Origin of the sequence: Acinetobacter lwoffii, assembly GCF_024129685.1 — a bacterium.
In the GTDB taxonomy this organism is placed as follows: Bacteria; Pseudomonadota; Gammaproteobacteria; order Pseudomonadales; family Moraxellaceae; genus Acinetobacter; species Acinetobacter lwoffii_X.
Genome location: NZ_JAMXXL010000019.1, coordinates 1 through 26,645, shown reverse-complemented (window position 1 = coordinate 26,645; position 26,645 = coordinate 1). Strand labels below are relative to the sequence as shown.

Annotated in this window: 19 protein-coding genes; 18 read left to right on the top strand and 1 reads right to left on the bottom strand. The window is 44.9% G+C overall.

Annotated features, from left to right (window positions below):
• The first annotated feature begins 14 nt into the window (after positions 1–14).
• Genes ftsI through NI464_RS10085 form a run of 5 tightly spaced genes read left to right on the top strand, consistent with a single transcriptional unit; the run spans position 15 to position 6,736 of the window.
• Positions 15–1,838, top strand: a complete 1,824-nt coding sequence (gene ftsI, locus NI464_RS10105; RefSeq protein ID WP_005101401.1) for a penicillin-binding protein PBP3 — start codon at positions 15–17, stop codon at positions 1,836–1,838.
• A gap of 11 nt (positions 1,839–1,849) precedes the next feature.
• Positions 1,850–3,346: a UDP-N-acetylmuramoyl-L-alanyl-D-glutamate--2,6-diaminopimelate ligase gene (locus tag NI464_RS10100; protein WP_253138292.1), complete on the top strand. Its 1,497-nt coding sequence runs from the start codon at positions 1,850–1,852 to the stop codon at positions 3,344–3,346.
• Positions 3,347–3,355: 9 nt separating this feature from the next.
• Positions 3,356–4,759 (top strand): UDP-N-acetylmuramoyl-tripeptide--D-alanyl-D-alanine ligase, encoded by a 1,404-nt coding sequence (locus NI464_RS10095; protein ID WP_253138291.1) that lies wholly within the window; start codon positions 3,356–3,358, stop codon positions 4,757–4,759.
• Positions 4,760–5,878 (top strand): phospho-N-acetylmuramoyl-pentapeptide-transferase, encoded by a 1,119-nt coding sequence (gene mraY / locus NI464_RS10090; protein WP_004644946.1) that lies wholly within the window; start codon positions 4,760–4,762, stop codon positions 5,876–5,878. It abuts the gene before it with no gap.
• 54 nt (positions 5,879–5,932) lie between these two features.
• On the top strand, positions 5,933–6,736 hold the full coding sequence (locus NI464_RS10085) for a putative RNA methyltransferase (protein ID WP_253138290.1): 804 nt from the start codon (positions 5,933–5,935) through the stop codon (positions 6,734–6,736).
• 50 nt (positions 6,737–6,786) lie between these two features.
• Here NI464_RS10085 and ponA read toward each other — a convergent pair whose 3' ends face one another.
• Entirely contained in the window at positions 6,787–9,312 is a 2,526-nt protein-coding gene (gene ponA / locus NI464_RS10080) for a penicillin-binding protein PBP1a (RefSeq protein WP_253138289.1), read from the bottom strand.
• A 165-nt stretch (positions 9,313–9,477) separates the two neighbouring features.
• Between ponA and NI464_RS10075 the strand changes: the two genes are divergently transcribed.
• The 13 genes from NI464_RS10075 (at position 9,478) to NI464_RS10015 (ending at position 26,093) form a co-directional block, all read left to right on the top strand.
• Complete coding sequence (locus NI464_RS10075; protein WP_004644949.1) at positions 9,478–10,536, top strand: pilus assembly protein PilM; 1,059 nt, start codon at positions 9,478–9,480, stop codon at positions 10,534–10,536.
• Complete coding sequence (locus NI464_RS10070; protein WP_004281141.1) at positions 10,536–11,174, top strand: PilN domain-containing protein; 639 nt, start codon at positions 10,536–10,538, stop codon at positions 11,172–11,174. The genes NI464_RS10075 and NI464_RS10070 overlap by 1 nt, the downstream gene beginning before the upstream one ends.
• Positions 11,171–11,893 (top strand): type IV pilus inner membrane component PilO, encoded by a 723-nt coding sequence (locus NI464_RS10065; protein ID WP_243474101.1) that lies wholly within the window; start codon positions 11,171–11,173, stop codon positions 11,891–11,893. The genes NI464_RS10070 and NI464_RS10065 overlap by 4 nt, the downstream gene beginning before the upstream one ends.
• Complete coding sequence (locus NI464_RS10060; protein ID WP_253138288.1) at positions 11,893–12,420, top strand: pilus assembly protein PilP; 528 nt, start codon at positions 11,893–11,895, stop codon at positions 12,418–12,420. The genes NI464_RS10065 and NI464_RS10060 overlap by 1 nt, the downstream gene beginning before the upstream one ends.
• A 62-nt stretch (positions 12,421–12,482) precedes the next feature.
• Positions 12,483–14,618 (top strand): type IV pilus secretin PilQ, encoded by a 2,136-nt coding sequence (locus NI464_RS10055; protein ID WP_420914108.1) that lies wholly within the window; start codon positions 12,483–12,485, stop codon positions 14,616–14,618.
• A gap of 36 nt (positions 14,619–14,654) precedes the next feature.
• The gene (aroK, locus tag NI464_RS10050; protein WP_005101380.1) at positions 14,655–15,191 is read left to right on the top strand and encodes a shikimate kinase AroK; all 537 of its coding nucleotides are present in this window, start codon (positions 14,655–14,657) and stop codon (positions 15,189–15,191) included.
• Positions 15,192–15,219: 28 nt separating this feature from the next.
• Entirely contained in the window at positions 15,220–16,299 is a 1,080-nt protein-coding gene (aroB, locus tag NI464_RS10045; RefSeq protein WP_253138286.1) for a 3-dehydroquinate synthase, read from the top strand.
• Between the two features lie 10 nt (positions 16,300–16,309).
• Positions 16,310–17,188: a hypothetical protein gene (locus tag NI464_RS10040; RefSeq protein WP_253138285.1), complete on the top strand. Its 879-nt coding sequence runs from the start codon at positions 16,310–16,312 to the stop codon at positions 17,186–17,188.
• 447 nt (positions 17,189–17,635) lie between these two features.
• The gene (gltB, locus tag NI464_RS10035) at positions 17,636–22,111 is read left to right on the top strand and encodes a glutamate synthase large subunit (RefSeq protein WP_253138284.1); all 4,476 of its coding nucleotides are present in this window, start codon (positions 17,636–17,638) and stop codon (positions 22,109–22,111) included.
• A 72-nt stretch (positions 22,112–22,183) separates the two neighbouring features.
• A complete protein-coding gene (locus NI464_RS10030) occupies positions 22,184–23,605 on the top strand; it encodes an FAD-dependent oxidoreductase (protein ID WP_253138283.1) in 1,422 nt (473 codons plus the stop codon).
• Positions 23,606–23,872: 267 nt separating this feature from the next.
• Positions 23,873–24,466, top strand: coding sequence for a LemA family protein (locus tag NI464_RS10025; RefSeq protein WP_218956099.1), 594 nt, complete (start codon positions 23,873–23,875; stop codon positions 24,464–24,466).
• A gap of 29 nt (positions 24,467–24,495) precedes the next feature.
• Positions 24,496–25,539: a TPM domain-containing protein gene (locus NI464_RS10020; RefSeq protein ID WP_253138282.1), complete on the top strand. Its 1,044-nt coding sequence runs from the start codon at positions 24,496–24,498 to the stop codon at positions 25,537–25,539.
• Positions 25,533–26,093, top strand: coding sequence for a TPM domain-containing protein (locus NI464_RS10015; protein WP_253138281.1), 561 nt, complete (start codon positions 25,533–25,535; stop codon positions 26,091–26,093). Before NI464_RS10020 ends, NI464_RS10015 begins: the two co-directional genes overlap by 7 nt.
• Positions 26,094–26,645: the final 552 nt, after the last annotated feature.

Here is a 26,645-nt window from a genome sequence, read left to right as displayed (position 1 = left end):
GCTAGCGTTCCGACATGGTAGACAAGAGAAAGAAGCAACCGGTACGTAAAAAACAATCGGTCACCGACAAAAATGCCTCAAATGTTTATATCAATCGTTTTTACATCATGTGGGCGGTGGTGCTGCTGTGTTTTGTGACACTGATTTGCCGTGCTTTCTATGTACAGATTATTAATAAAGATTTTTTGCAAAATAAAGCCAATGCCAATATTTTAAGAACCAATACCATCAAGGCGATGCGTGGCGTGATTTATGATCGTAATGGCATTCCATTGGCGATCAGTACTCCGATCATGAAAATTGTGATTGATCCACGTGATTATTTTGACAATAAAAAACTCTATGACGAGACCATGCTGGCGCTGGAAAAAGAACCGAATAGCCGCAAGCTCAAACGTCAGTTACCCGATAAAAACCTGAATCTGGATGAGCTGGCTGATGCAGTCGGTATGGATCGGGCAGAACTGCGCAAAAAAATGGAAGAACGTCCGCGTTCACGTTATCTGATCCTGAAAAAAGAAGTTCCGCCACAACAGGCCGAACTGATCATGAAACGTAATTTTCAGGGCGTATATACCGAGAAAAACTATAAACGTTATTATCCGCAGCCACAGCCGAACTCTCAGATTATTGGCCTGACCAATAGCGAAGGCAGCGGCATTGAAGGTCTGGAAATGCAGCTGAATAGCCGTCTTTCCGGAAAGGATGGCGAGCAGCAGATCATTCGCGATAAAAAAGGCAACCGGGTCAAAGAACCGGAAGTGATTAAAGAAGTTGAACCGGGCGAAAATATTACCTTAAGTATCGACTCGCGTCTGCAATATATTATGTACCGTGAGCTGACGGCTGCCGGTGTCGCCAATAATGCCCGTTCAGCGACTGCGATTGCGGTAGATGTCAAAACCGGTGAAATTCTGGCGCTGTCATCATGGCCATCGTATAACCCGAATGATAAAAACAGCCTGCTCAACAAGGATGCCATGCGTAACCGTGGTGCAGTCGATTCTTTCGAACCGGGTTCGACCATGAAGCCGCTGACCGTGGCAATGGCGCTGGAAAGTGGTAAATATACGGCGAATTCAGTCGTGAATACCACACCGGGTAGTATGCGGGTCGGTAATCATACCATCCGTGATACGCATAACTATGGTCAGTTGACGCTCGGGGGTATTCTACAGAAATCCTCTAATGTTGGTGTGGCGAAACTGGCCTTATCGTTGCCGTATGAAACCTTACCAACCTTCTATAAACGTCTGGGTTTTGGTCAGCGTTCAGCAGTGAAATTCCCGGGTGAAAGTGCCGGTTTGATTCTTCCACCAAGCAAATGGAATGTATCAGAAGTGGCGACTATGTCCTATGGTTATGGTCTGAACGCGACGGTACTTCAGCTGGCTGATGCCTATGCCATGCTGGCCAATAAAGGCGTAAAAATGCCGCTGAGCCTGTACAAACTGGAAGAGCAGCCCCAAGGTGAGCAGATGATCGATGCCAATATTGCCGATCAGGTCCTGCTGATGATGGAAACCGCCACCTTACCAGGTGGTACGGCAACTCGCGCCACCATCCCAGGTTACCGCGTGGCAGGTAAAACCGGTACTGCACATAAGTTGCGTGCCGACCGTAAAGGTTATTCGACCAGTGAATATCGGGCATTATTTGCCGGCGTGGCACCAGTCAGTGACCCACGGATTGCCATGGTGGTGGTGGTAGAAAATCCACAAGGCACCTACTATGGCGGTACGGTATCTGCACCAGTCTTTGCCCGCGTGATGCAGGAATCCTTGCGTCTGCTGAATGTCCCTCTGGACAAACCTTTAGAACCTCCCAAAGTCCAGTAAATAGGTGATCAATGTCTATTACATTTCAAGATCTCTACACCCCTCACGATGTCGCTGACTGGATGAAGCAATCCTTTCAGGGCTTCGAGCTGGATAGTCGTAAAGTTAAACCGGGACAAATTTTTATTGCCCTGACCAGTCTGTCACAACCGGAAAAAACTACTCAATTTGCCCAGAAAGCCTTAGAGCAGGGTGCATTAGCTGTGATTTCAGAAACTGAACTGGATGTATCTCCAAATTTGGTGATAGCAGATGTACGTCATCTGATGGGACAATGGCAAAAGCAGTATTTGCAAGCTACTCAACCTGTTCAAGCTGCTCGAATTTTGGCAGTTACCGGCACCAATGGTAAAACCACGATTTCTCGCTTGGTGGCTGAGTTAATAATGCTGCGAGGCAAAGCCTGTGCGGTGATGGGCACCACTGGTAACGGCATTCTGCCAAATCTGGAAGCGTCTTCGCATACCACCCTGGATGCTCTGCAACTGCAAAATGCCTTGCATGGCTATGCGCAGGCCGGTGCAGAATTTGCCTCGATTGAAGCCAGCTCACATGGTCTGGAACAAGGTCGCTTGAATGGCTGCGCTATCGAGATTGCAGGCTATAGTAATTTGAGCCGTGATCATCTGGATTATCACGGAACACTGCAAGCTTATGCAGAAGCAAAGTCAGGTTTATTCCGGTTTGAATCGTTAAAAGTGGCTGTCATCAATATCGATGATGAACATGCACAGATCATGCTGGATGCTGCACAAACTAATTCAGCACAGCCTAAAATTTTGACTTATTCCACCAAGCAAAAAGCGGATTATCAGGTTCAGGATATTCAGTACAGCATTTCAGGTGCGACCTTTAAACTAAAAACTGCTTCTGCTGAATATATGGTTAACAGTCCATTGCTGGGCCATTTCAATATTGAAAATCTGGTCGCCAGTCTGATTATGGTGGAGCAGGCTGGGTTTGACCTGAACAGTTTGATTGCGTCTGTACCACAGCTCAAAGGTGCGCCCGGTCGGATGCAGGTGCTGCGTGATGGCGAGCGCCTGTTTGTGGTGGATTATGCCCATACCCCGGATGCCTTGACTCAGGTTCTGGTGACCTTGAAACGTCATGTTTCACAAAATCTCTGGGCTGTTTTCGGCTGTGGCGGTGATCGTGACCGTGGTAAACGTCCACTCATGACTCAGGCAGCATTGGAGGGTTCAGATATCGCGGTACTCACTTCTGATAACCCGCGGACCGAAGATCCTGCACAAATTTTTGCTGATATGAAAAATGATATCGACTTTTCCGGCAAAATTTATCATGAAATTCATGACCGTCGTGAAGCGATCAAGTTTGCGGTTAAACATGCACAGGCGGGTGATATTGTCGTGATTGCAGGGAAGGGGCACGAAAATTATCAGGAAATTGATGGCGTACGTCACTGGTTTGATGACGTGATCGAAGTGCAAGCTGCGATTGATGCCCAGCATTGCAGTACAGATTCAGCCTATTCAGCGCATTAGGATTCAGATATGTATACCTCAACAACAAGCACTGCGGCGCTGGAGCCGTGGAGCATAGAACAATTACAGCAGGCTACTCAAGGCTACTGGCTGAATGATAAAAAGCCTGCAGGCCAGATCAAGCGAATTTTGACTGATTCACGTGATGCAGAATCAGGTGATGCTTTTCTTGCGCTGAAAGGCGAGCGTTTTGACGCGCATGACTTTATTGCGCAAGTCGCGGCTCAAGGTTGTAAAATTGCCATTGTCAGCCGTGCGGTGGATGCTGATATTTGCCAGCTGGTGGTAGAAGATACCCGTCTGGCATTGGGATTGTTGGGTGCTTATCGCCGTCAGCAGAATCCTCAACTCAAAGTGATTGCCTTGACCGGTAGTAGTGGCAAGACCACGACTAAAGAAATGCTGGGGAGCATCCTGTCGCGTCTGGCACCGACCTTGGTGACACGTGGTAATTTGAATAATGACCTTGGTGTGCCAGTGATGTTGCTGGAGCTGCGTCCTGAACATCAATATGCAGTAATGGAACTCGGTGCAAGTCATCAGGGTGAAATTGATTACACTTCAAAAATGGTGCAGCCGCATGTAGCCGGAATCATTAATATTGGGACTGCGCATTTAGGTGAATTTGGTGGTCGTGACGGAATTTGCCGTGCAAAATCCGAAATTTATGCGCATATCTCTGAGACTTCGATTATTCCTGCTGCAGATGATTTTGCTGAAGTCATTCGTGCCGCAGTAAGAACTGAAAAAAGCTTGAGTTTTGGTGCTGGTGGTGAAGTCTATGCCAGCGATGTACTCCTTGATGCTCAATCTTCAACCTTTACCCTGAATACAGCACAAGGCTCCAAAACAGTTCAGTTGCCGTTTGCCGGCGAGCATAATGTCGAAAATGCCACAGCTGCCGCTGTATTTGCCTTGGCGATTGGTATTAATCTTGATGATATCGTGGCTGGCCTGGAACAGGCAGTCGGTGCGAAAGGTCGTCTGAACTTTATTCCGCACAAAGACTATTTATTTATCGATGATACCTACAATGCCAATCCGGGTTCGATGCGTGCAGCAGCTGAAGTTCTAGCGCAGCAGCAGGGCATCCGGGTGATGGTCACCGGCGATATTGGTGAACTCGGTTCATCTGCCGCAATCGAGCATTACAAGCTCGGGCGGGATCTGGTCACTGTTAAAGGCATTAATTTTGTGGTGGCTGTGGGTGAATTCGCTCCGGCAGCACAAGAAGGTGCCCGTAGTACACAATATGGTAAAAAAATGCAGGCTTTCCTGAATCAGGAGCAGGCCTTACCGTTTTTAATTGATTTGATTGAAACACATCATCCCCAGCCGATGTCATTCCTATTCAAAGGATCGCGTTTTACTCATATGGAAACATTGATGGCTGCATTGATGGAGAAACTCTAAATGCTGTTATGGCTCTTTGAACATTTGGCGGGCTTTGACAGCACGTTTCAGGTGGTTCGTTATTTAACTTTACGTGCTTTACTCAGCGTCTTGACGGCACTGACCATCGGTCTGGTGCTGGGTCCTGTGATGATTCGCAAGCTTCAGGCACTCAAATACGGTCAGGCCGTCAGCTCGTATGCTCCTGAAAACCATGCCAAAAAAATGGGAACGCCGACTATGGGTGGGGTGCTGATCCTGCTTTCGATTGGTATCTCAACTCTACTCTGGGCAGATCTTTCCAATCCTTATGTCTGGATTGTGCTGGGTGTGATGGTGATTTTCGGTGCCGTTGGCTGGGCCGATGACTGGATTAAAATCCGTTATAAAGACAATGCGGGTTTGCCTGCGAAGAAAAAATTCTTCTGGACTTCAGTGGGTTCTTTGGGTGCTGGTATTGCTTTGTATGTCATTGCACAGCAACAGACCAATCCGGTGCATACCGCGAATATGCTGGATCTGCTGATTCCATTCTTTAAAGACCTAAGCATTCCATTATCGATGATCCCATTGGGCATTGGTTTTATTATCTTTACCTATTTCGTGATTAACGGTGCCTCCAATGCCGTGAACTTGACTGATGGTCTGGATGGTCTGGCAATCATGCCAATCGTGCTGGTTGCTACAGGTTTGGGCGTATTTGCCTATTTGGCCGGTGACGTGCGCTTTGCCAATTATCTGCATATTCCTTATGTAAAATATTCGTCTGAACTGGTGGTGGTCTGTGCTGCCATGATCGGAGCGGGTCTGGCTTTCCTTTGGTATAACGCCCATCCAGCCCAAGTATTTATGGGGGATGTCGGTGCTTTATCTCTCGGTGCAATGCTCGGTACGATTGCCGTCATGGTTCGTCAGGAAATCGTATTTGCGATTATGGCCGGTGTCTTTGTGGTGGAAGCGGTTTCAGTGTTCTTGCAGATTGGTTCATTAAGAATGCGCAATAAACGTGTATTCCTGATGGCACCGCTACATCATCATTATGAAAAGAAAGGCTGGCGTGAAACCCAGGTGGTGATCCGTTTCTGGATTATTACGATTATGCTGGTAGTTTTGGGTCTAATGACCTTAAAATTGCGCTAAGAAATGCATTGGAAAAAGTCGGCGCATGCCGGCTTTTTTATTTTGGAGAAAATGATGAATTTACTCATGTGCCCAGTCTGTCGCCAGCAGTTGAGCTTAAATGAAAGAACATGGCGATGTGAGAATCATCATAGTTACGATGTCGCCAAACAGGGCTATGTGAACCTGCATGTGGTTCAGCATAAGCACAGCAAAAACCCGGGAGATACGCCTGAGTCTGTGCAGGCACGTCGTGCATTTCTCAGCGCAGGTTATTATGCGCCTTTGCAACAGGCTGTCGTGGAAAAGATTCGCGAGTTGCGGATTGAGAATCTTTTAGATATTGGTTGTGGAGAAGGCTATTATACGAATGCCATGCAGGCCGAAGTGCTGCAATGCGTTGGGGTCGATATTGCCAAGAATGCGGTTCAGGTCGCAGCCAAGCTGAATAAAGAGGTGACTTGGGTCGTAGGAACTGGAGCGACTTTACCAGTATTAGATGAGTCGATTGATCTCTGTACCAGTTTATTCAGTCCGATTCCCAAACAGGAAATCCTGCGAGTCCTAAAACTAAAATCTTATTTGATGGTGGTGACGCCGGCACCACAACATTTATATGCCATGCGTGAGGCTTTATTTGAAGAAGTCAAACCACATGAGCCACAAAAGTTTGTGGAGCAACTGCAAGATGAGTTTAATCTGATCAGTGAGCAGGTGATTGATGCACCGATGATTTTGCAACAGGCAGATTTAAAAAACCTGATTGCGATGACGCCATATGCTTATAAGGCCAAGCCGGAACACCGTTTAGCACTCGAACAGCAGGATCAATTTAAATTGATGGCGCAATATCAGATTTACCTGTTCCAGAAAAAATAAAAAATTGCATATAAAAAGCCCTCAACTGAGGGCTTTTTATATCAGTCAGACTACTGGATTTCTTCGATCAGATTTTCCAGTGAGTCTACCCGGTTCGGCTGAAGAGGCTGTTCTTGAGGTGCAGAACCTTCATCATCTGGTAAACGAATCGGTTGATCTGGTAAATCCTCAAAGTCAGTTTCTGTACGTTTCGGGACGACCACAGGTGCAGGACGGTAAAGTGCTGTCGCCAGAGGCGGAGAAGATGGATCATTCTGTGCTTCATCAGCCTGAACCCCCTTGTTGCGATTTACCGGCGCCTTGGCATTGCGGTCTAAACGTACCCATGCTTCTGGCTGGCCTTTTAATGCCTTGCCCATAAAATCGGTCCAGATCGGTAGAGCTGCCACACCACCATATTCACGGCGACCTAAGGTGGTCGGCTGGTCAAAGCCTACCCAAGTCACGGTGACTAACTTACCATTAAAGCCAGCAAACCAGGCATCTTTGGCATCATTGGTGGTACCGGTCTTCCCGCCGATATCACTACGACCAATTCTTAATGCCGCACGACCGGTACCATGCTGAATTACATCACGCAAAATGTTGGCCATGTCATAGGCAGAGCTAGATTTTAAAATACGCTGTGCCTGACGATAATTACTGTCTTCGGCAGAGACTTTAGGTGCAGCCTGTTTTTGCTCTAAAGTTGTATTGTTGATTGCAATTGCTTCGTCATCTGCGGTAATAGGGTCAGTGGCTTGAACTGTTTCTTCTTTTTCATTAATACATGAAATGCAGGCATATTCAGGCTTGGCTTCAAAGATGGTATTGCCGTAGGCATCTTCAATGCGGGTAATAAAGTGCGGTTGGATTCGGTAACCGCCATTGGCAAAGGTGGCATAACCAGTCGCCATCTGAATCGGTAGGACCTGCGGGGTGCCTAAGGCAATGGTATAGTTACGTGGAATCTGACTGTCTTGTAAACCAAAATCCATAAATAACTGGCGTGTACGTTCAATCCCAACGGCCTGTAATAAGCGCACTGAGACTGTATTACGTGACAGATAAAGTGCACGACGTAGCGGGATCATACCCAGATAACGGCCATCCGAGTTACGTGGCGTCCATTTGCCAATGGTAATCGGTGCATCATTGACCATGGTATGCGGCGTCATGCCACGTTCCAAAGCCAGTGCATAAACAAAAGGCTTAATTGTAGAACCGGGTTGACGCCAACCTTGGGTTGCACGGTTAAATTTCGACTGATAAAAGTTATATCCCCCGACAATGGCTTCAATCGCACCATTATTTGGGTTGATGGCAATCAATTGTCCTTGCACATTGGGGATCTGCACCAATGACCAAGAGGTTTTATTTTCATTGGGTCTTAAACGAACAATATCTTTGACTTTGACAATCTCGGACGCTTTGCTCGGTGCACCACCTACACTGTTGACGTTACGAAAGCGACGTGCCCAAGACATACCTGACCAGGGAACAGTCACGCTGCTTCCGTCCTGCATGAGTGCTTCAAAACTGGAATTACCTACCTGAGTTACTTGCGCAGGATAGGTATTGGCATAGGCACGGAACTTGTCGAGAGGTTGATCATGTGCTTCAGCACCACGCCAGCCATGTCGACGGTCATAAGCCTCTAGGCCTTCCTGTACCGCTTGCTCCGCATAGGCCTGACGTACACTATGAATGGTAGTATAGACTTTATAACCAGAATCTACCGCCTGTTCACCAAAGTTTTGTACCAGTTCAGAACGTACCATTTCGCCGACATACGGGAATTTATTACGGGTACTCCGATCAGGCATATCTAAATTTACCGGTTCAGCAATGGCTTGCTGATACTGGCTTTGATTTAAATAGCCCAATTGCAGCATACGCCCCAAAATCCAGTTACGACGTTCCAAGGCGCGCTTGGGATTGGCGACCGGATTGTATCGAGAGGGGGCTTTAGGCAGACCAGAGATCATGGCCATTTGTGCAATTGAAAGCTCTTCTAGACTCTTGTTGTAGTAAATTTTAGCTGCCGCTGCGATCCCATAAGCATTTTTCCCCAGGAAAATTTTATTGACATACAGGGTCAGAATTTCTTCTTTACTTAGGTTTTGCTCAATTTTACGGGCCAGAAAAATTTCAGTCAGTTTACGTTTCAACGTCCGTTCAGGACTGAGGTAATAATTTTTTGCCACTTGCATGGTAATAGTCGAGCCACCGGTCTGGACATCTGAACCGGTCACGGTCTCGCTGAGGGCGCGTCCCAAACTCTTAAAGCTGATGCCGCTATGCTCAAAAAAGCTGGAATCTTCCGCTGCGAGGAACGCATGAATAAATTCCTGCGGAATTTGTTCATATTTCACGGGAACTGAAAGCTTGCCACCATATTCGGCAATTAATTCATTATCTGAACTAAATACTTGTAAAGGCTTTAATAAAGGTGCCTTTTTAAGCGTGGACATTTCAGGCAAAGATGGGGCAATATAGAGATACATGCCATAGAAACCCATCGGAATTGAGATCAGTATAATGATAATGATCAAAAAAAATGGATGAACAAGGCCTGAACAAGATAGCTTTTTCATAACAAGTAAGTTTTAATAAGAGCTAATGGCGAACTAATTACCGGTCAGTATATCCTGTCGATATCCATATTGTTAGATGAGTTATTGTATCTATATAAAATTATAGACTGGACCAATTGGTAAGTTAGATTGAATTGGGGACAAAAAAATAATAGGAAGTATATTGTGCGCAGGTTATATCGTAAACCAAATAAGGGGTTAATAGGAGTCGATATTAGTTCGACTTCTGTTAAGGTTTTAGAACTTTCTGTAAAAAGTGGCCGTTACTGGGTAGAGAGCTATGCTTTGATCCCATTATCGGAAAACAGTGTTGTTGAAAAAAACATCTTAAACCCAGAAGCTGTCGCTGATGCCCTTGGGCGTGCAATTAATTTGGGTAATACCCAGTCGAATCAGGCCGCTTTTGCGATTCCAACTTCAATGGTCATCACCAAAATCATTGAGATGGATGCAGACATGTCGGATGATGAACGTGAAGTTCAGATTCGTGAAGATGCGGAACAATATATTCCTTTTCCACTCGATGAAGCGAGTCTGGACTTTGAAGTTCTGCCAGACCGCCTTTCCAATCCGAACCGGGTCAATGTGCTGCTGGTCGCGACACGGATCGAAAATGTCGAAGCACGTTCTGAAGTTTTAGAGATTAGCAGTCTAACGCCTAAGATTGCAGATGTAGAAAGTTTTGCGCTGGAAAATGCCTTTAAGGTATTTTCGGACACTTTGCCGATGGGGGTCAATACGGTTGGTATTTTAGACATTGGTCATAGTATGACGACCTTGTCGGTGATGCAGAACAACAAGATTATTTATACTCGTGAGCAGGTGTTTGGCGGCAAGCAATTGACTCAGGAAATTCAGAATCGTTATGGATTATCCTTTGAGGAAGCTGGACGTGCTAAAAAAACCCGTGCCTTGCCGGATGATTATGATATTGAAGTCCTAGAACCCTTTCTGGATGCCGTGGTGCAACAGGCAGCCCGTTCATTGCAGTTCTTCTTTTCATCTTCTCAGTTTAATGAGATTGACCATATTTTACTGGCCGGCGGGAATGCTAATATTCCAGGTCTGGCAAAATTATTACAACAAAAACTCGGTTACCGTGTCACGATCGCGAATCCATTTTTGCAAATGGGCTTTTCTCCGCAAATTGATATTAAAAAAATTGAAAATGACGCGTCATCACTCATGGTTGCATGCGGTTTGGCATTAAGGAGTTTTGATTAATGGCAAGAATTAACTTACTTCCTTGGCGTGATGAGCTAAGAATTAAAAGAAATAATGAATTCGTGGCAATCTGCGTAGGGGCGCTTTTCTTGGGATTAGCGGCAGCGGGTTCTACCTGGTTTTATTATGATCACAAGCTTCAGGATCAGGAACAGGCCAATCAGCTGATTCAAAGCACCAACCAGAATCTGGATGTGCAGTTAAAGGCACTTGAGGGTTTGCAAGAACAGCGTAATGCGATTGTCGAACGGATGAAACTGATTCAGGGCTTGCAAACCCAGCGTCCGATTGCGGTGCATTTGATTGATGAAATTGTGCGGGTGACCCCAAGCAATATGTATATCACCAAATTCCAGCGTATCGGCGACAAGTTCACCATTGAAGGTCGGGCTGAAAGTCCAAATACGGTAGCAGAACTGCTCCGTAATCTGGAAGCTTCATCTTGGTATCGAAATGCCTTTATGAACGCTTTCCTGGTGGCTGAAGAAGCAAAAGAAAAGGCGCCGAGCTCGATTATTCCACGTGTGGAAGAATCTTATGGCAGTTTTACTGTAACTGTAGATCTGGATCAGATCGCTCAGCCAGTACTTAACGAAGAACAACAAGCAGTCGCTACAACTACGGGGGCATCATCATGAGTAATGAAGAATTCGATGAGTTCAGCCAGGATGTCGTCGCTGTACCCAAAAATAAAATGACTGTTGAAAAGTTTTTTCAGCAATTCAATACATTGGATCCAAATAACTATGGTAGCTGGCCTTTGTCGGTCAAAATTACCTGTTGGATTTTTATTGCTGCGCTGGCATTTGCGGTGATTTACTTTGTCATGATCAGAAGCACGATTGAGTCAATTTCACAAGCCAGTGCTCAGGAGCAAAACCTGCTGAATGAATTCCGTGAAAAAGAATCCAAATTACGCAATTTACAACAATATCAAATTCAGCTTCAGGAAATGGAAGCCCGTTTTAACCAGCAGTTAGAACAGTTGCCAAAAGAAACTGAAATTCCAGGTCTAGTTGAAGATATTAATCTGAGCGGTGTGAATTCAGGCTTGAAGTTTAAAAATATCCGTCTGGAACCTGAAATTAAACAAGAGTTCTTTATTGAGCAGCCGATTGCAATTGAAGCGACTGGGGATTATCACGCTTTTGGCTCTTTTGTCAGCAGTATTGCCGGCTTGTCGCGTATTGTAACGCTGCATGATTTCACCATTACCGGTACTGAAAATAAAGAGAAAAAATCTGAAATTCCAGTCATTGATTATGTGGTAAAAGCCAAAACTTACCGTTATGTCGGTAATGCTGAAGGTGCTGCAGCACAGCCTGAAGCTAATAGCACTACTCAGGGGGCGCAGTAATGAAGAACATTAAAATTACTTCAGCTTTAACACTTGGGTTTTTATTGTTGGGATGCGATTCACGCATTGATGCAGTCAATCAGGAAATGGCTAATATTCGTAATCAGCCACCTTTGCCAATTGAACCGGCTCCTGATTTTATGCCAGTTGAAACCTTCAACTATGCAGCACATCAGATCAAAAGTCCTTTTTTACCAAGCTCTCTGGCTGCTGAACTGAAAATTATGGCGGGGAAACGGGTTTATCCAAACCTATCACGTCAACTGCAACCGCTAGAAAGTTATCCGCTGGAAACGTTGAGCATGAAAGGCAGTATGCGCAATCAGGCAGGACAGATTCTGGCTTTAATCCAGACACCTGATGGTGAGGTTGAGCGGATTCAACGTGGTAGCTATATGGGACTTAATCATGGTCGTGTGGTTGGAATTACACCAACACAAATCGATTTGATTGAGATTATTCCAGATGGCCGTGAGGGATATGTGGAACGTCCGCGAAGTCTGGTTCTTATCGGGCCGGCGCCATAAGTTTTAAAGGAATAACAATGAATAAGAGTATTAAAGAATTTATTTTTGGGGATGTTAATACAATGAATCGTGTGTTTCGTCAGTTTTCCATGGGTGCTGTTGCGATTGCGGTGATGCAAGCGGCTAGTGCACAGGTTTCAATGACCAATGTAGTACCCATGCAGCTTCCTGGGCAAGGAACTGAGATTCGGGTGATATTCAATGGTTTGCCACCACAACCACAAGCCTACCAATTAGAATCGCCGTCACGTTTGATTCTGGACTTTGACAAGGCACAACAGAATTTAAAACAAAGCAGTATTCCGGTGGCAACACGTGAAGCCAGTTCAGTGGATGTCACTTCGGATGCTCAGCGGGCACGTCTAACGGTAAATCTGACCGAGGCTGGAGCCTTTACGACTCGCGTGGAAGGCAATACCTTTATTCTTAAAATTAACTCGGCAACTCCTGTTGCAATGGCTCAACCTGTACAGCAACAGTCAGCTCAGGGTATCAGTAATATTGGTTTCCAGCGCGGTGCGCAAGGTGAAGGCCAGGTCGTTATTGATCTGCTAGGAAATAATACTCCTGTTGATGTACAACAGCAGGGTACCAAGGTTATTGTGCGCACTTTAGGTTCCAAGATTCCGGCTCATTTGACCCGCCGTCTTAATGTCAATGATTTTGCTACACCGGTTTCCAGTGTAGATGCTGTGAATCAAAATGGCTCAGGTGTGATTACGATTCAGTCTGCGGAAAGTTATGAATATATGGCTTACCAGACAGATAATAAGCTGACCATCAGCTTGAAACGACCAGAAGCCAAGAGCTCATTACGTCCTAAAACTGTGGCTTATAGCGGTAAGAAAATTTCTTTGGATTTTCAGGATATCGAAGTCCGTCGTGTCTTACAGCTCTTAGCTGATTTCACCGATATCAATATGGTGGCAGCAGACAGTGTACAAGGCAATATTACCTTGCGCTTAAAAGAAGTGCCGTGGGATCAGGCCCTGGATATTGTACTTAAAACCAAAAACTTGGATAAACGTCGTAATGGTAATGTGATCTGGATTGCACCAGTTGCAGAGCTGATTAAGGCTGAAGAGGAAGAAGCTAAGGCTATTAAGCAAAGTGTTGCGCTTGCGCCTATCCAAACTGAATATATGCAGCTGAGTTATGCCAAAGCTGCTGATATTGAAAAATTGATTACGCAGAATAAATCTGCACAAAACTCAACTAACTCGTCAAATAGTTCCTCTAATACTACGAATAGTGAAGATAAAGAAAGTTTATTAAGTTCGCGTGGTTCTGTGTCTGTTGATGCACGAACTAATACCATTATTGTGAATGATACTCAGCCTTTTATCGATAAAATCCGCAATATGGTGGACTTACTCGATGTGCAGGTGAAACAGGTTATGGTTGAAGCGCGTATTGTGCGGGCAACGACTGATTTTACCAAAGAGATGGGAGTAAAATGGGGGATTCTATCGCAAGGGGTTACAAATAATAATCATCTTCTTGTCGGTGGCAGCGATACAACCTTATGGGATTTAAGAACCCCTGAGTTGGATGAAGAGTTGGGTGGGTGGAAGTATGAAATCCAAAGACCGGATAATCTTAATGTAGACTTAGGGGTTACCAGTCCAGGTGCCAGCCGTATTGCATTTGGTTTAATCAGCCTTTCTGATTTTATGCTGGATCTTGAGCTTTCTGCACTTCAGGCAGATGGCTATGGTGAAGTGATTTCTACACCTAAAGTGCTGACAGCGGACAAGCAAAAAGCGACTGTTGCCTCTGGTTCACAAATTCCGTACCAGTCAGCAGAAGGTGGTGGTGCGAATGCAGTGTCCACTACTGAGTTTATTGATGCTACCTTAAGTCTGGATGTCACACCAAGCATTACGCCAGATGGCAAAGTACAGATGGAACTTAATATTACCAGTGACTCACCGGGTAATCCGACACCGACTGGACAGCTCACTATTAATAAAAACCAGATCAATACCAATGTCTTGGTCGATAATGGTGAAACAGTCGTCCTAGGTGGTATTTTTGAGCAGGAAACCCGTAATGCGCAAACCAAGGTACCATTCTTGGGGGATATCCCTTATGTAGGACGTTTATTCCGTAAAGATTTAAAGTCGGATAATAAACGTGAGCTACTGATTTTCGTTACACCTCGAATTGTTAATGACAGTGTTTCAAGAAATCATTAATATATTTTGAATTTAACAAAACGAATAGGTGACTCCTTGCCAAGCAAAGAGTTTGAAACCCTACCAAATATTTATTTGGTAGGGCCAATGGGGGCCGGTAAAACAACAGTAGGACGACATCTCGCAGAATTGTTAGGACGTGAATTTCTAGATAGTGATCATGAAATTGAACGTAAAACAGGCGCGACCATTCCCTGGATTTTTGAAAAAGAAGGGGAGCAGGGTTTCCGTGACCGTGAAACTGCTGTCATTAATGACCTAACCTCACGTCCCCATCTGGTTTTAGCCACTGGTGGTGGGGCCATTACTCAGACCTTAAATCGGGATTATCTGAAACAGCGCGGAATTGTTGTCTATCTCTATACGCCGGTTGAAATTCAACTGCAACGTACCTATCGCGATAAAAACCGTCCCCTCCTCCAAGTCGAAAATCCGGAACAAAAGTTACGTGATTTATTGGCGGTCCGCGATCCCTTGTATCGTGAAGTAGCGCATCATATTATTGAGACCAATCAGGGTGCTGCGCGTGATCTGGCGCAGCGGATTCTCAATCTCATTACTTCCAAAAACTAAGTTCATTGAATAAAGTGGTTAATCAAGCATGCAAACCTTATATGTAGAACTCGGAGAACGTCGTTACCCTATTTTTATCGGGAGCGATCTGGATCCACAGGCCTTATTGGCTCCCTATATTCAGGGCAAGCAAGTGATGATTGTGAGCAATACTACGGTTGCACCACTTTATTTGCAGCGTTATCAAACTGCAATTGAAGCTCTGGACAAACGTGTTGCGACCTGTATTTTGCCTGATGGTGAAAAATATAAGGATAGTCCGCATCTGAATCTGATTTTTGATGCACTGCTTGAAGCCGGTTTTAACAGGGACTGTACTGTGCTTGCGCTGGGTGGTGGTGTCATTGGAGATATGGCCGGGTTTGCTTCGGCCTGTTTCCAGCGCGGTGTATACTTTATCCAAGTACCGACGACTTTGCTGTCGCAAGTAGATTCAAGTGTTGGTGGAAAAACCGGGATTAATCACCCTCTGGGTAAAAATATGATTGGCGCTTTCCAGCAGCCGCAGGTGGTGCTGGCGGATATGTCGCAGCTTGTTACTTTGCCGGACCGCGAACTTTCAGCAGGTTTGGCTGAAGTGATTAAATATGCGCTGCTAGGCGATGAGTCATTTCTGGTCTGGCTTGAAGAAAAGATGGATGCTCTGGTCGCTCGTGATGAGAAATTATTGGCTGAAGCCGTTTATCGTTCCTGTGCGCATAAGGCACGGATCGTAGCCAATGATGAGAAAGAGCAAGGGGAACGTGCTTTACTTAATTTAGGTCATACCTTTGGTCATGCGATTGAATCCTACATGGGGTATGGTGTCTGGCTACATGGTGAGGCTGTTGCCACCGGTATGGTGATGGCTGCGGATCTGTCACAGCGTATGGGTTGGATTTCTCAAGAAGATTTAGAACGTACAAAAAAAATCATTTCTCGTGCCAAACTTCCGATCGTTTGTCCTAAAATCCCTCTTGATGATTTCCTGGCATATATGGCCCATGACAAAAAAGTCTTGAATGGACAATTGCGTCTGGTGTTGTTGCAACAATTAGGCGAAGCAGTGATTACCCGGGACTTTGATCTCGAGTTAATGAAACAGGCAATTTTAGCCAATCAGGCATAGGTTTAGTTTTATGGCAGCATTACATACTCCTTGGCAAAAGATTCAGCATTATTTCTGGCTGGTCTGTGGTGTATGCTGCCTATTTGCTGCCTTAGTCTTTTGGGCGGTGACTGATTCAGATGATGTCATCGAAATTGAAAAAAAACCTGAAACTGAAGTTCAATTGCAGATTCAGCCGGAAAAAGTAGCCACAATGACCCATCTTGGTGCGCTTTTTCAGGAAGTGAAACCACTGGATCTAAATACGCGTACCGTCGTGAATGCCAGTCATGAGCCGGAATTTCGCGGTACCAAATTTGTCAATGAAGCGAAAAACCAGCATGCCATTGAATTATTTCGTGTGACCAATGAAGCCATTTTAAAAAGTTTTCTTAAAAAACAGTCCGATCGTAAACCTTTTATTTATTTAAGAATCTCGGGTGAAAATCAGCCAGAACAATATGTATTGTTATATGGCCAATATAAGACGGCGGCACAAGCCAATCAGGCACTCTCTACACTGAAGTTAAATTTACCGGTCTCAGTCAAGCCTGAAGTGGTGCCCATGCAGCAATATGTCAGTCTGGTCAATAATCTGGGTTCAGAGGAATTGGCCAGTAATCAAAAGCTTTATGAAATTCGTTTGAGAAATGTGCCTTTGCCGAAAGTAGATGAATCGGTACGACTTAGACAGCAGCAAACCCAAACTGAGGTCAAGCCGCGTAGCTCTGATGCGGCGACTACTAGTACCACCATTGTGCGTCGTGATTCATCGGGAAATGTAGTTGATGTACAGAAATCTGAAAGTGCTGTAGAAGGTACACCTCAACCGCAAAATAACAATAATCGACCTGCTCAGGGCAGTAATCCGCGTCCTCAAAATAACGAGATTAGTGATCCATTTAATTAGTTCGGTCTAAAATAGCGCATCCAAAAAATTACAGAATTAAAAATGAGCGCTTTTGGTGCAAAAAATGCACATTAAAATTAACCCTTAGAGTGCTGTTCTACGCTAAATCTTTGTCATCTGTATTGTTTTAATTTATGCGCTGTTTGTTGGCATGGAATTTGCTTTATTGGTGCATGGATTGAATTAATCTCCCTGTTTTAGCGCGAAAAATGATTCGATGACAACCTATGAATGTCATATTTATTCCTGATTTTTATGTTATTCATCAGCAAAATAAACTTTATTTTTTATGCATTCGGTCTAAAAAAGGACTACGCTGAAGAAATAAAGAGGAAAAATTTTGCTTGATTAAAACGGTCTTCGAAAGTCCATTCAACGCAGCGCAGAGAAGAATTTAGATTGTTTAACAGCCTATAAGGCTTCGTGAAAGAAGGGTACGCTATGCACATGCCATCGCCTAATAATGTAGCTCCCGCTCAAGGTTTATACCAACCGGATGAGTTTAAAGATAACTGTGGTTTCGGTTTAATCGCCCATATGCAGGGTGATGCAAGCCATGATCTTGTCAAGACCGCGATTCATAGTCTGAGTTGTATGACCCACCGTGGTGGTATTGCCGCGGATGGTAAGACTGGGGATGGTTGTGGCCTGCTGTTGGCGATGCCGAAAAAGTTCTTTCGTGAAGAAGCAAAACGCTTAAGTGATACCACTTTAAGTGAAGTGTTTGCTGTGGGGTCGGTGTTTCTAAATCTTGATCCTGCCCTTGCTGCACATGCCAAACAGGTTTTAAACAAAGAAATTGAAGCTGAAGGTTTAATCGTTCTGGCTTGGCGTCTGATTCCAACCAATGTCAATGCTTTGGGTGAAATTGCCTTGCAATCGATGCCGGCATTTGAGCAGATTATTGTCAATTGCCCGATGGGTGTGACTGAAGTTGAATTTAACCGCAAATTATTCCTGGCGCGTCGTCGTGCAGAACAGTTGCTGGTAAATGACACTTCATTCTATGTCACCACCTTATGTTCAACAGTCATCAGCTATAAAGGCCTGATGATGCCGGAAGCGATTGCCGATTTTTATACCGATCTGGCGGATCCGCGTCTGGAATCGCATATTGTAGTGTTCCACCAACGTTTCTCGACCAATACTTTGCCACGCTGGCCGTTGGCGCAGCCGTTCCGTTATCTGGCGCACAATGGTGAAATCAATACCATTACTGCGAACCGTAACTGGGCCATGGCGCGGGTACCAAAATTTGAAAATCCGTTATTACCAGGTTTAACTGAACTGAATCCAATTGTGAACCGTACCGGTTCAGATTCTTCAAGCTTGGACAACATGCTGGAGATTCTGGTGGGTGGCGGCATGGATCTGTTCCGTGCACTCCGTATGCTGGTTCCGCCTGCTTGGCAAAATGTGGAAACCTTAGATGCTGATCTGCGTGCTTTCTATGAATTCAACTCAAAACATATGGAAGCTTGGGACGGCCCTGCAGGTCTGGTGATTCAGGATGGGCGTCATGCGATCTGTATGCTGGATCGTAACGGTCTGCGTCCTGCGCGTTGGGTCATCACCAAAAATGGTTATATCACACTAGCATCTGAAATTGGCGTGTGGGGTTATCAACCTGAAGATGTGATTTCTAAAGGCCGTGTCGGTCCTGGCCAAATGCTGGTCATTGATACGCAAACCGGTAAGGTACTGGATACGCAAGATGTCAATAATCATCTGAAACGTATGCGTCCATACCGTGAATGGTTGCGTGAAAATTCTGTGCGTCTGCAAGGCAGTCCAGAGCTGGAAGAATATTTATGTGATCAAGGCTTAAAAGGCGATGGCCTGAAAGCGGCACAAAAAATGTTCATGGTGACCTTTGAAGAGCGTGACCAGTTGTTGCGTCCGATTGCTGAAAGCGGTCAGGAAGCTGTAGGTTCAATGGGTGATGATACGCCCATGGCAGTATTGTCACGTCAGGTACGTCATGTATCAGATTATTTCCGCCAGCAGTTTGCACAGGTGACCAACCCGCCAATCGATCCGTTACGTGAATCGATTGTGATGTCACTGGAAACCTGTTTAGGTCGTGAACAAAATGTATTTGAACAGGGGCCTGAACATGCAGACCGCCTGATCATTTCCAGCCCTGTACTGTCTAATTCGAAAATGCATCAGATCCGTACCCTGGGTCGTGCCGGCTATGAAATTGCAGATATCGACCTGAACTATGCTGAAACTGAAGGTCTACAAGCAGCGATTGCACGGATCTGTGAAGAATCTGCACAAGCCATTCGTGATGGTAAAACTTTACTGGTGCTTTCCGACAAGAAAATCCGTAAAGGTTACTTGCCTGCCAATGCCTTCATGATCACCGGTGCGGTGCATCATCACTTGATCAATACAGGTTTGCGTACAGATGCCAACCTGATTATTGAAACCGGTTTTGCTCGTGATCCACATCAGTTTGCCGTGCTACTTGGTTTTGGTGCGACAGCCATCTACCCATACCTGGCTTATGACGTGATCAATGATCTGGTCGCCAAAGGTGAATTATTGGGTGACCCAATCTATGCGCAAAACAATTTCCGTAAGGGGATTGAGAAAGGTCTGCTGAAAGTTCTTTCGAAAATGGGGATTTCTACGGTTGCTTCTTATCGTGGTGGTCAGTTGTTTGAAGCAGTGGGTTTATCTAATGAAGTGGTGGATAAATGCTTCATCGGCGTACCAAGCCGTATTCAGGGTGCAACCTTTATTGATCTTGAAAATGACCAGAAACAGTTGGCGGATATTGCCTGGAAAAACCGTAAGCCAATCGATCAGGGAGGCCTGCTGAAATTTGTCTTTGGCAAGGAATATCATGCCTTTAACCCGGATGTGATCAACTCACTGCATAAAGCAGTACGTTCTGGGAACTACGCAGATTTTAAAGAATATGCAGAATTGGTGAACAACCGTCCGATCGCAACGATCCGTGACTTGTTCAAACTCAAAACAGACAACTCGATTCCAGTCGAACAAGTGGAATCTGTGGAAGAGATCCTGCCTCGCTTTGACTCTGCCGGTATGTCTTTGGGTGCACTGTCACCTGAAGCGCACGAAGCGATTGCGATTGCCATGAATACGATTGGTGGTCGTTCAAACTCGGGTGAGGGCGGTGAAGATCCAGCGCGTTACGGTACTATCCGTAACTCGAAAATCAAACAAATTGCATCGGGCCGTTTTGGTGTGACGCCTGCTTATTTAACATCAGCAGAAGTTCTCCAGATTAAAGTCGCGCAAGGTGCAAAACCAGGTGAAGGTGGTCAGTTGCCGGGTGGTAAAGTGAATGGTCTCATTGCACGTTTACGTTACTCTGTGCCGGGCGTTACCCTGATTTCGCCACCTCCGCATCATGACATCTATTCAATTGAAGATTTATCACAGTTGATCTTTGATTTAAAACAGGTTAACCCACAGGCGATGGTGTCAGTTAAGCTGGTTTCTGAACCGGGTGTCGGTACGATTGCGGCGGGTGTAGCGAAAGCGTATGCCGATTTCATTACCATTTCTGGTTATGATGGCGGTACAGCGGCTTCTCCACTTTCTTCAATTCATCATGCAGGTTCACCGTGGGAACTGGGTCTTTCTGAAGCGCATCAGGCCCTTCGTGTCAATGACCTGCGTGGTAAAGTTCGCGTACAGACAGATGGCGGTTTAAAAACCGGTCTGGATGTCGTAAAAGCAGCAATTCTCGGTGCTGAAAGCTTCGGCTTTGGTTCAACCCCAATGATTGCCTTAGGTTGTAAATACTTGCGTATCTGCCACTTGAATAACTGTGCAACCGGTGTTGCGACTCAACAAGATCATTTACGTCAAGAGCATTATATTGGCGAGCCACAAATGCTGATCAACTTCTTCACCTTTATTGCTGAAGAAACCCGTGAATGGCTGGCAGCACTCGGTGTATCAAGTCTGAAAGACCTGATTGGCCGTACGGATCTGCTGGAAGTCTTGCCAGGTGAAACTGCAAAGCATGCACATCTTGATTTAAGTAAATTACTGGAATCACATCCTGCTGCAGAAGGTAAAGCACAGTACTGCGAAGTACAGGGCAATGCACCATTTGATAAAGGGATTCTGGCTGAAAAAATGGTGGATGAGATTCTACCTGCCATCGAAGCAGGAACTGGCGGTGAATATAGCTTCACGATCGGTAACTGTGACCGTTCGATTGGTGCCCGTCTGTCTGGTGAAATTGCAAAACGCTATGGCAACCTGAGCATGGAAGCCCATCCGGTGAAAGTTCACCTGAATGGTACTGCAGGCCAGTCACTAGGTGTCTGGAATGCCGGTGGTCTGCATATCAGCCTAGAAGGCGATGCCAATGATTATGTCGGTAAAGGCATGGCTGGCGGTCGCATCTCGATCTTCCCGCCAAAAGGTTCACCATTCCAGACCCAAAATACCGCGATTATTGGGAACACCTGTTTATACGGTGCGACTGGCGGTAAGTTATATGCCGCGGGTACAGCGGGCGAGCGTTTCGCGGTGCGTAACTCGGGTGCATTTGCCGTGATTGAAGGTGCAGGTGATCACTGCTGTGAATATATGACCGGCGGTATTGTGACAGTGCTGGGTAAAGTCGGACATAACTTCGGTGCGGGTATGACTGGTGGTTTTGCTTATGTACTTGATCTGGATAATGACTTCGTTGATCATTATAACCACGAGCTGATTGAGCTGAACCGTATTTCCACCGAAGCGATGGAAGAGCATAAAGCCTTCCTGGGTCGTATTCTGGATGAACATATTAAAGAAACGGGTAGTGCTTGGGCGTACAAGATCCGCCATGAGTTTGACTTCTACAGCCGCAAGTTCTGGTTGGTAAAACCAAAAGCAGCCAACTTGCAAACGCTGTTAAAAACAACTCAAGCTGATCCACAATAATTCCACTACTGCAGAAACATAGGGAGATGTAAGGCAACTGTGAACCCCTTACATCTACCCACGGAGAGAGACATGGCAGAACGCCTGAATAATGACTTTCAATTCCTGGATGTCGCACGCCAAGATCCAGAGAAAAAAGAGATTGATGTCCGCAAAGCAGAATTTGTGGAAATTTATAAGCCTTATACAGCGGAAATTGCAGCCAATCAGACGCATCGCTGCCTAGGCTGTGGTAACCCGTACTGTGAGTGGAAATGTCCGGTACATAACTACATTCCAAACTGGTTAAAACTGGTGTCTGAAGGCCGTTTGTTCCAGGCGGCTGAACTGTGTCATCAGACCAATACTTTGCCGGAAGTTTGTGGTCGTGTCTGTCCGCAGGACCGTCTGTGTGAAGGGGCGTGTACCCTGAACGACGGTTTCGGTGCGGTGACTATTGGTAATGCTGAAAAATATATCAATGATACCGCCTTTGCTTTGGGCTGGCGTCCAGATATGTCCAATGTGCAATGGACCAATAAAAAAGTCGCGATTATCGGGGCAGGTCCTGCAGGTCTAGGTTGTGCTGATATTCTGGTACGTAATGGTGTGAAGCCAGTTGTATTTGATAAACGTCCTGAAATTGGTGGTCTGCTGACTTTCGGTATCCCAGAATTCAAGATGGAAAAAGACGTGATGAAACGCCGTCGTGAAATCTTTACCGGTATGGGTGTTGAATTCCGTCTGAATACTGAAATTGGTACCGATGTTACTATCGACCAGTTACTTGCTGACTATGACGCTGTCTTTATGGGTATGGGAACATACACTTATATGAAAGGTGGCTTTGCTGGTGAAGATCTGGATGGAGTGTATGATGCACTGGATTTCCTGATTGCTAACGTGAACCGTTGCCAGGGGTGGGAAAAAGATCCATCCGAATACATCAGCGTTGAAGGCAAAAAAGTGATTGTCTTGGGTGGTGGTGATACCGCGATGGACTGTAACCGTACTTCAATCCGTCAAGGTGCTGAGTCAGTAGTTTGTGCTTATCGTCGTGATGAAGCGAACATGCCGGGTTCACGTCGTGAAGTAAAAAATGCGCGTGAAGAAGGTGTGGAATTCCAGTTCAACCGTCAGCCTATCGAAATCGTGGGTGAAAATGGCAAAGTGACTGGCGTAAAAGTGGTAACGACTCAACTGGGCGAACCAGACAGCCGTGGCCGCCGTAGTCCGGAACCAATTCCAGGTTCAGAAGAAATTCTGCCTGCAGATGCAGTATTGCTGGCATTTGGTTTCCGTACCAGCCCAGCAGACTGGTTCACTGATGTAGAAATCAATCTGGATGGTTCAGGTCGCGTACTTGCAGCTGAACAACAGCAATACAAATTCCAGACTTCAAATCCAAAAATCTTTGCTGGTGGCGACATGGTCCGTGGTTCTGACCTGGTCGTGACTGCGATCTGGGAAGGTCGTCAGGCTGCGGAAGGTATTCTGGATTACCTTGATGTTTAATATAATTTAATCATCCATTTAAAAACCCGCTATGGCGGGTTTTTTTATTTTCTTTTTTTGCTTATTAAGTCAGTTTAATCCTAAGAGCTTATAAAAATAAGAATTTGAACTTATAGATATATCCAATATTAATTCCTAGCTCTGAAGCAGAACAGAAGGAATAAAAACGATAAAAGTAAAAAATTATAAAAATTAACAAAAAATGAGAAAAATATGTTTAAAATCAAATTTATTAAATAAATATCAATAAAGAATTGAGGAGAAAAGATGATTCCTGTATTAAAAAAATCTTTCATTGCTCTGATGTTAGCCAGTACCCTGACGCTTACAGGTTGTGGCTATAACACCTTACAAGTTAAGGATGAGGCGGTGACTGCGGCATGGTCTGAAGTACAAAACCAGTATCAGCGTCGTGCTGACTTGGTGCCGAATCTGGTCAATGTGGTCAAAGGCTATGCCGCACATGAAGAGCAGGTGTTAACTGAAGTGACTCAGGCACGTGCCAATGTGGCAGGCCTAAAAGTCGACCGTGAAGTGCTAGAAGATCCTGAACTATTCCAACGCTATCAGGAAGCACAGGCCCAGATGACCAGTGCCTTGTCTCGTCTTTTAGCCGTCACTGAGAATTATCCAGATTTGAAAGCGAACCAGCAGTTCCGTGATTTACAGGTGCAGCTAGAAGGAACTGAAAACCGGATTGCAGTGGCACGTAACCGTTATATTACGACAGTACAGGACTTCAACTCTTATGCGCGCCAGTTCCCGCAAGTCATGACCGCCAAAGTGATTGGTATGGACACCAAACCGAACTTTAGCGCCGAGCAAAGTGCACAGAAAGCACCAACGGTTTCCTTTGAATAAGTAATATCTGTAGATAAGTGAGAGATCAGATGCCTGAAATACTGCTGAAATACTGTGCTAGTTTGATTCTTATGTTGGGCATGGGAATGACAACACTTGTTTCAGCAGAAACGGCGACGGCTACAGATACTGAAGAAGTCATCGTAGCCCGTGAAATCTTACAGCCTAAAAATAATCAAAATACTCCAGCCCAAAATACAGAAACTGCAGCAGCATCACAGCCGCAAATTGCCAATGACATGGCGGAAGGGCAGTTTCAGCGCGACTTACCAAGCCTGAATGAACCGGTCATTGATCAGGCAAATTTACTTAGTCCCGCTGAAAAACAGCAAATCAGTCAGCGTATTTTGAAACTTTATAATGAAGGCAAAGGGCAAATAGGTGTAGTCATTGTTCCGACCACAGGGCAAGAAGATATTTTTGATTATTCCATGCGTGTTGCTGAAGCCTGGCAGCTGGGTTCAGCTAAACGCGACAATGGTTTGTTGATGACGATTGCCATTAATGACCGCCGTATTCAAATTTTGACCGGTTATGGTCTGGAGGGTGTACTACCAGACATAGTGGCAGGTCGAATTATTCATGACAAAATTACGCCATTTTTTAAGCAAGGTCAGTATGCGCAGGGCATTGATTCCGGACTAACCGAAATTGAACGAATTTTAAATTTAGATCCTGAAATTGCAGCACAGGCCGCGGATGAAATCAAAGAACGTCAGGAACAAGCCTATCAGGCACAAAAAGCATCTCAAGCTACTTTTGGAAACGTTATCTTTATTATTATTGCAGGTGTTATTGGCTCCATGATCTTTGGTAAACGTCTGAGCGCAGCAATTGCAGCGGTGGCAGGTACAGCGGCAGGATTGGTGAATGGCTTAGGCTTGGTTGCTAGCCTAATGATTGGCGCAGGTATTTTCTTTTTATTGGTCACCTCTATTGCCCAGCTGATTTTACGTGCCTTTTTAGCTGGTGGCGGCCGGGGCGGTGGTAGTGGCCGTGGTGGATTTGGTGGCGGCGGCTTCGGTGGTGGCGGTGGCGGATTTGGCGGGGGAGGAGCATCAGGCTCATGGTAACAACTACAGATACAACAGACATTGTCACGCGGCCGAAGTTGGAAGAACATGCGCAGCCGAGTGTTAAACGCTGGTTAAAACATTTCTTTTATATGCCGGCAACCAAGCGTTTTTTTTCCAAGCAGGATCAGTATGCGATAGCACAGGCTGTTGAAGAAGCCGAGCATGGGCATGTAGGTGAGATTCAAGTGGTGATTGAAGGTTGTCTGCCTTCAAGAACTGCCTATCATCAAGATACTTTATGTCGGGCCCGACAGTTATTTGCGGAAATTGGGGTTTGGGATACCGAATATAATAGTGGGGTACTCCTGTATTTGAACCTGTGCGAGCACAAGGTTGAAATTGTGATTGATCGTGGAATTAAAAATGCAACGACCCAGCAAGTTTGGGATGAAATTTGCCAAGATATTATTCAGCATTTAGCTCAGCAGAAGTTTAAAGAGGGTGTAATTGAAGGGATAAAGCAGATTGGTGAAGTACTAGATCAGTACTATGATCGCAAAATAGATGATTTAGAAAATGAATTGGGCAATAAACCGATAATTCTGGGGTGATTTTAGTCAACTAACTGACAATTTTTGTCAGTTAGTTACACAAAAGAAAACATAATAGTTACAAAAATAAAAATATTTTTTTAAAGTGCTGTTTTTTCTCTCAATTTTATTATAATAAAACTTGGCACACTTAGTGCTAAATATAAAATTAAGCTAAATGAGCTTTTTCTTTAGGCTTATAAATAAACAAAAAACATTTGTGGAGAATGTTATGAAAACTGCTCAAAAGGGTTTTACCCTTATTGATACTCCATAAGTGTCCATATAAAATGAACAATCCATAAGTAAGTTAATATGGACATAAAAATAATAAATTTGATATGAAGAATCACTATTATCTTTTTCTACTTTTTTCAATCTCCGTTTTTACTCATGCTCAAGAACTAGACTTCATTCAATATTCAGATATTTCATCAATTCCTCAAATTGTTTTGAATCCAAAAATCCAAACAGAACTTCAAACATTAGATCTCTTGCGAAAGTTAATTTAAGAGCGTCCAGTTCACCATTCCAGCAATTAAATTCATTCTTAGACCAAATCGTTTCCGTCTA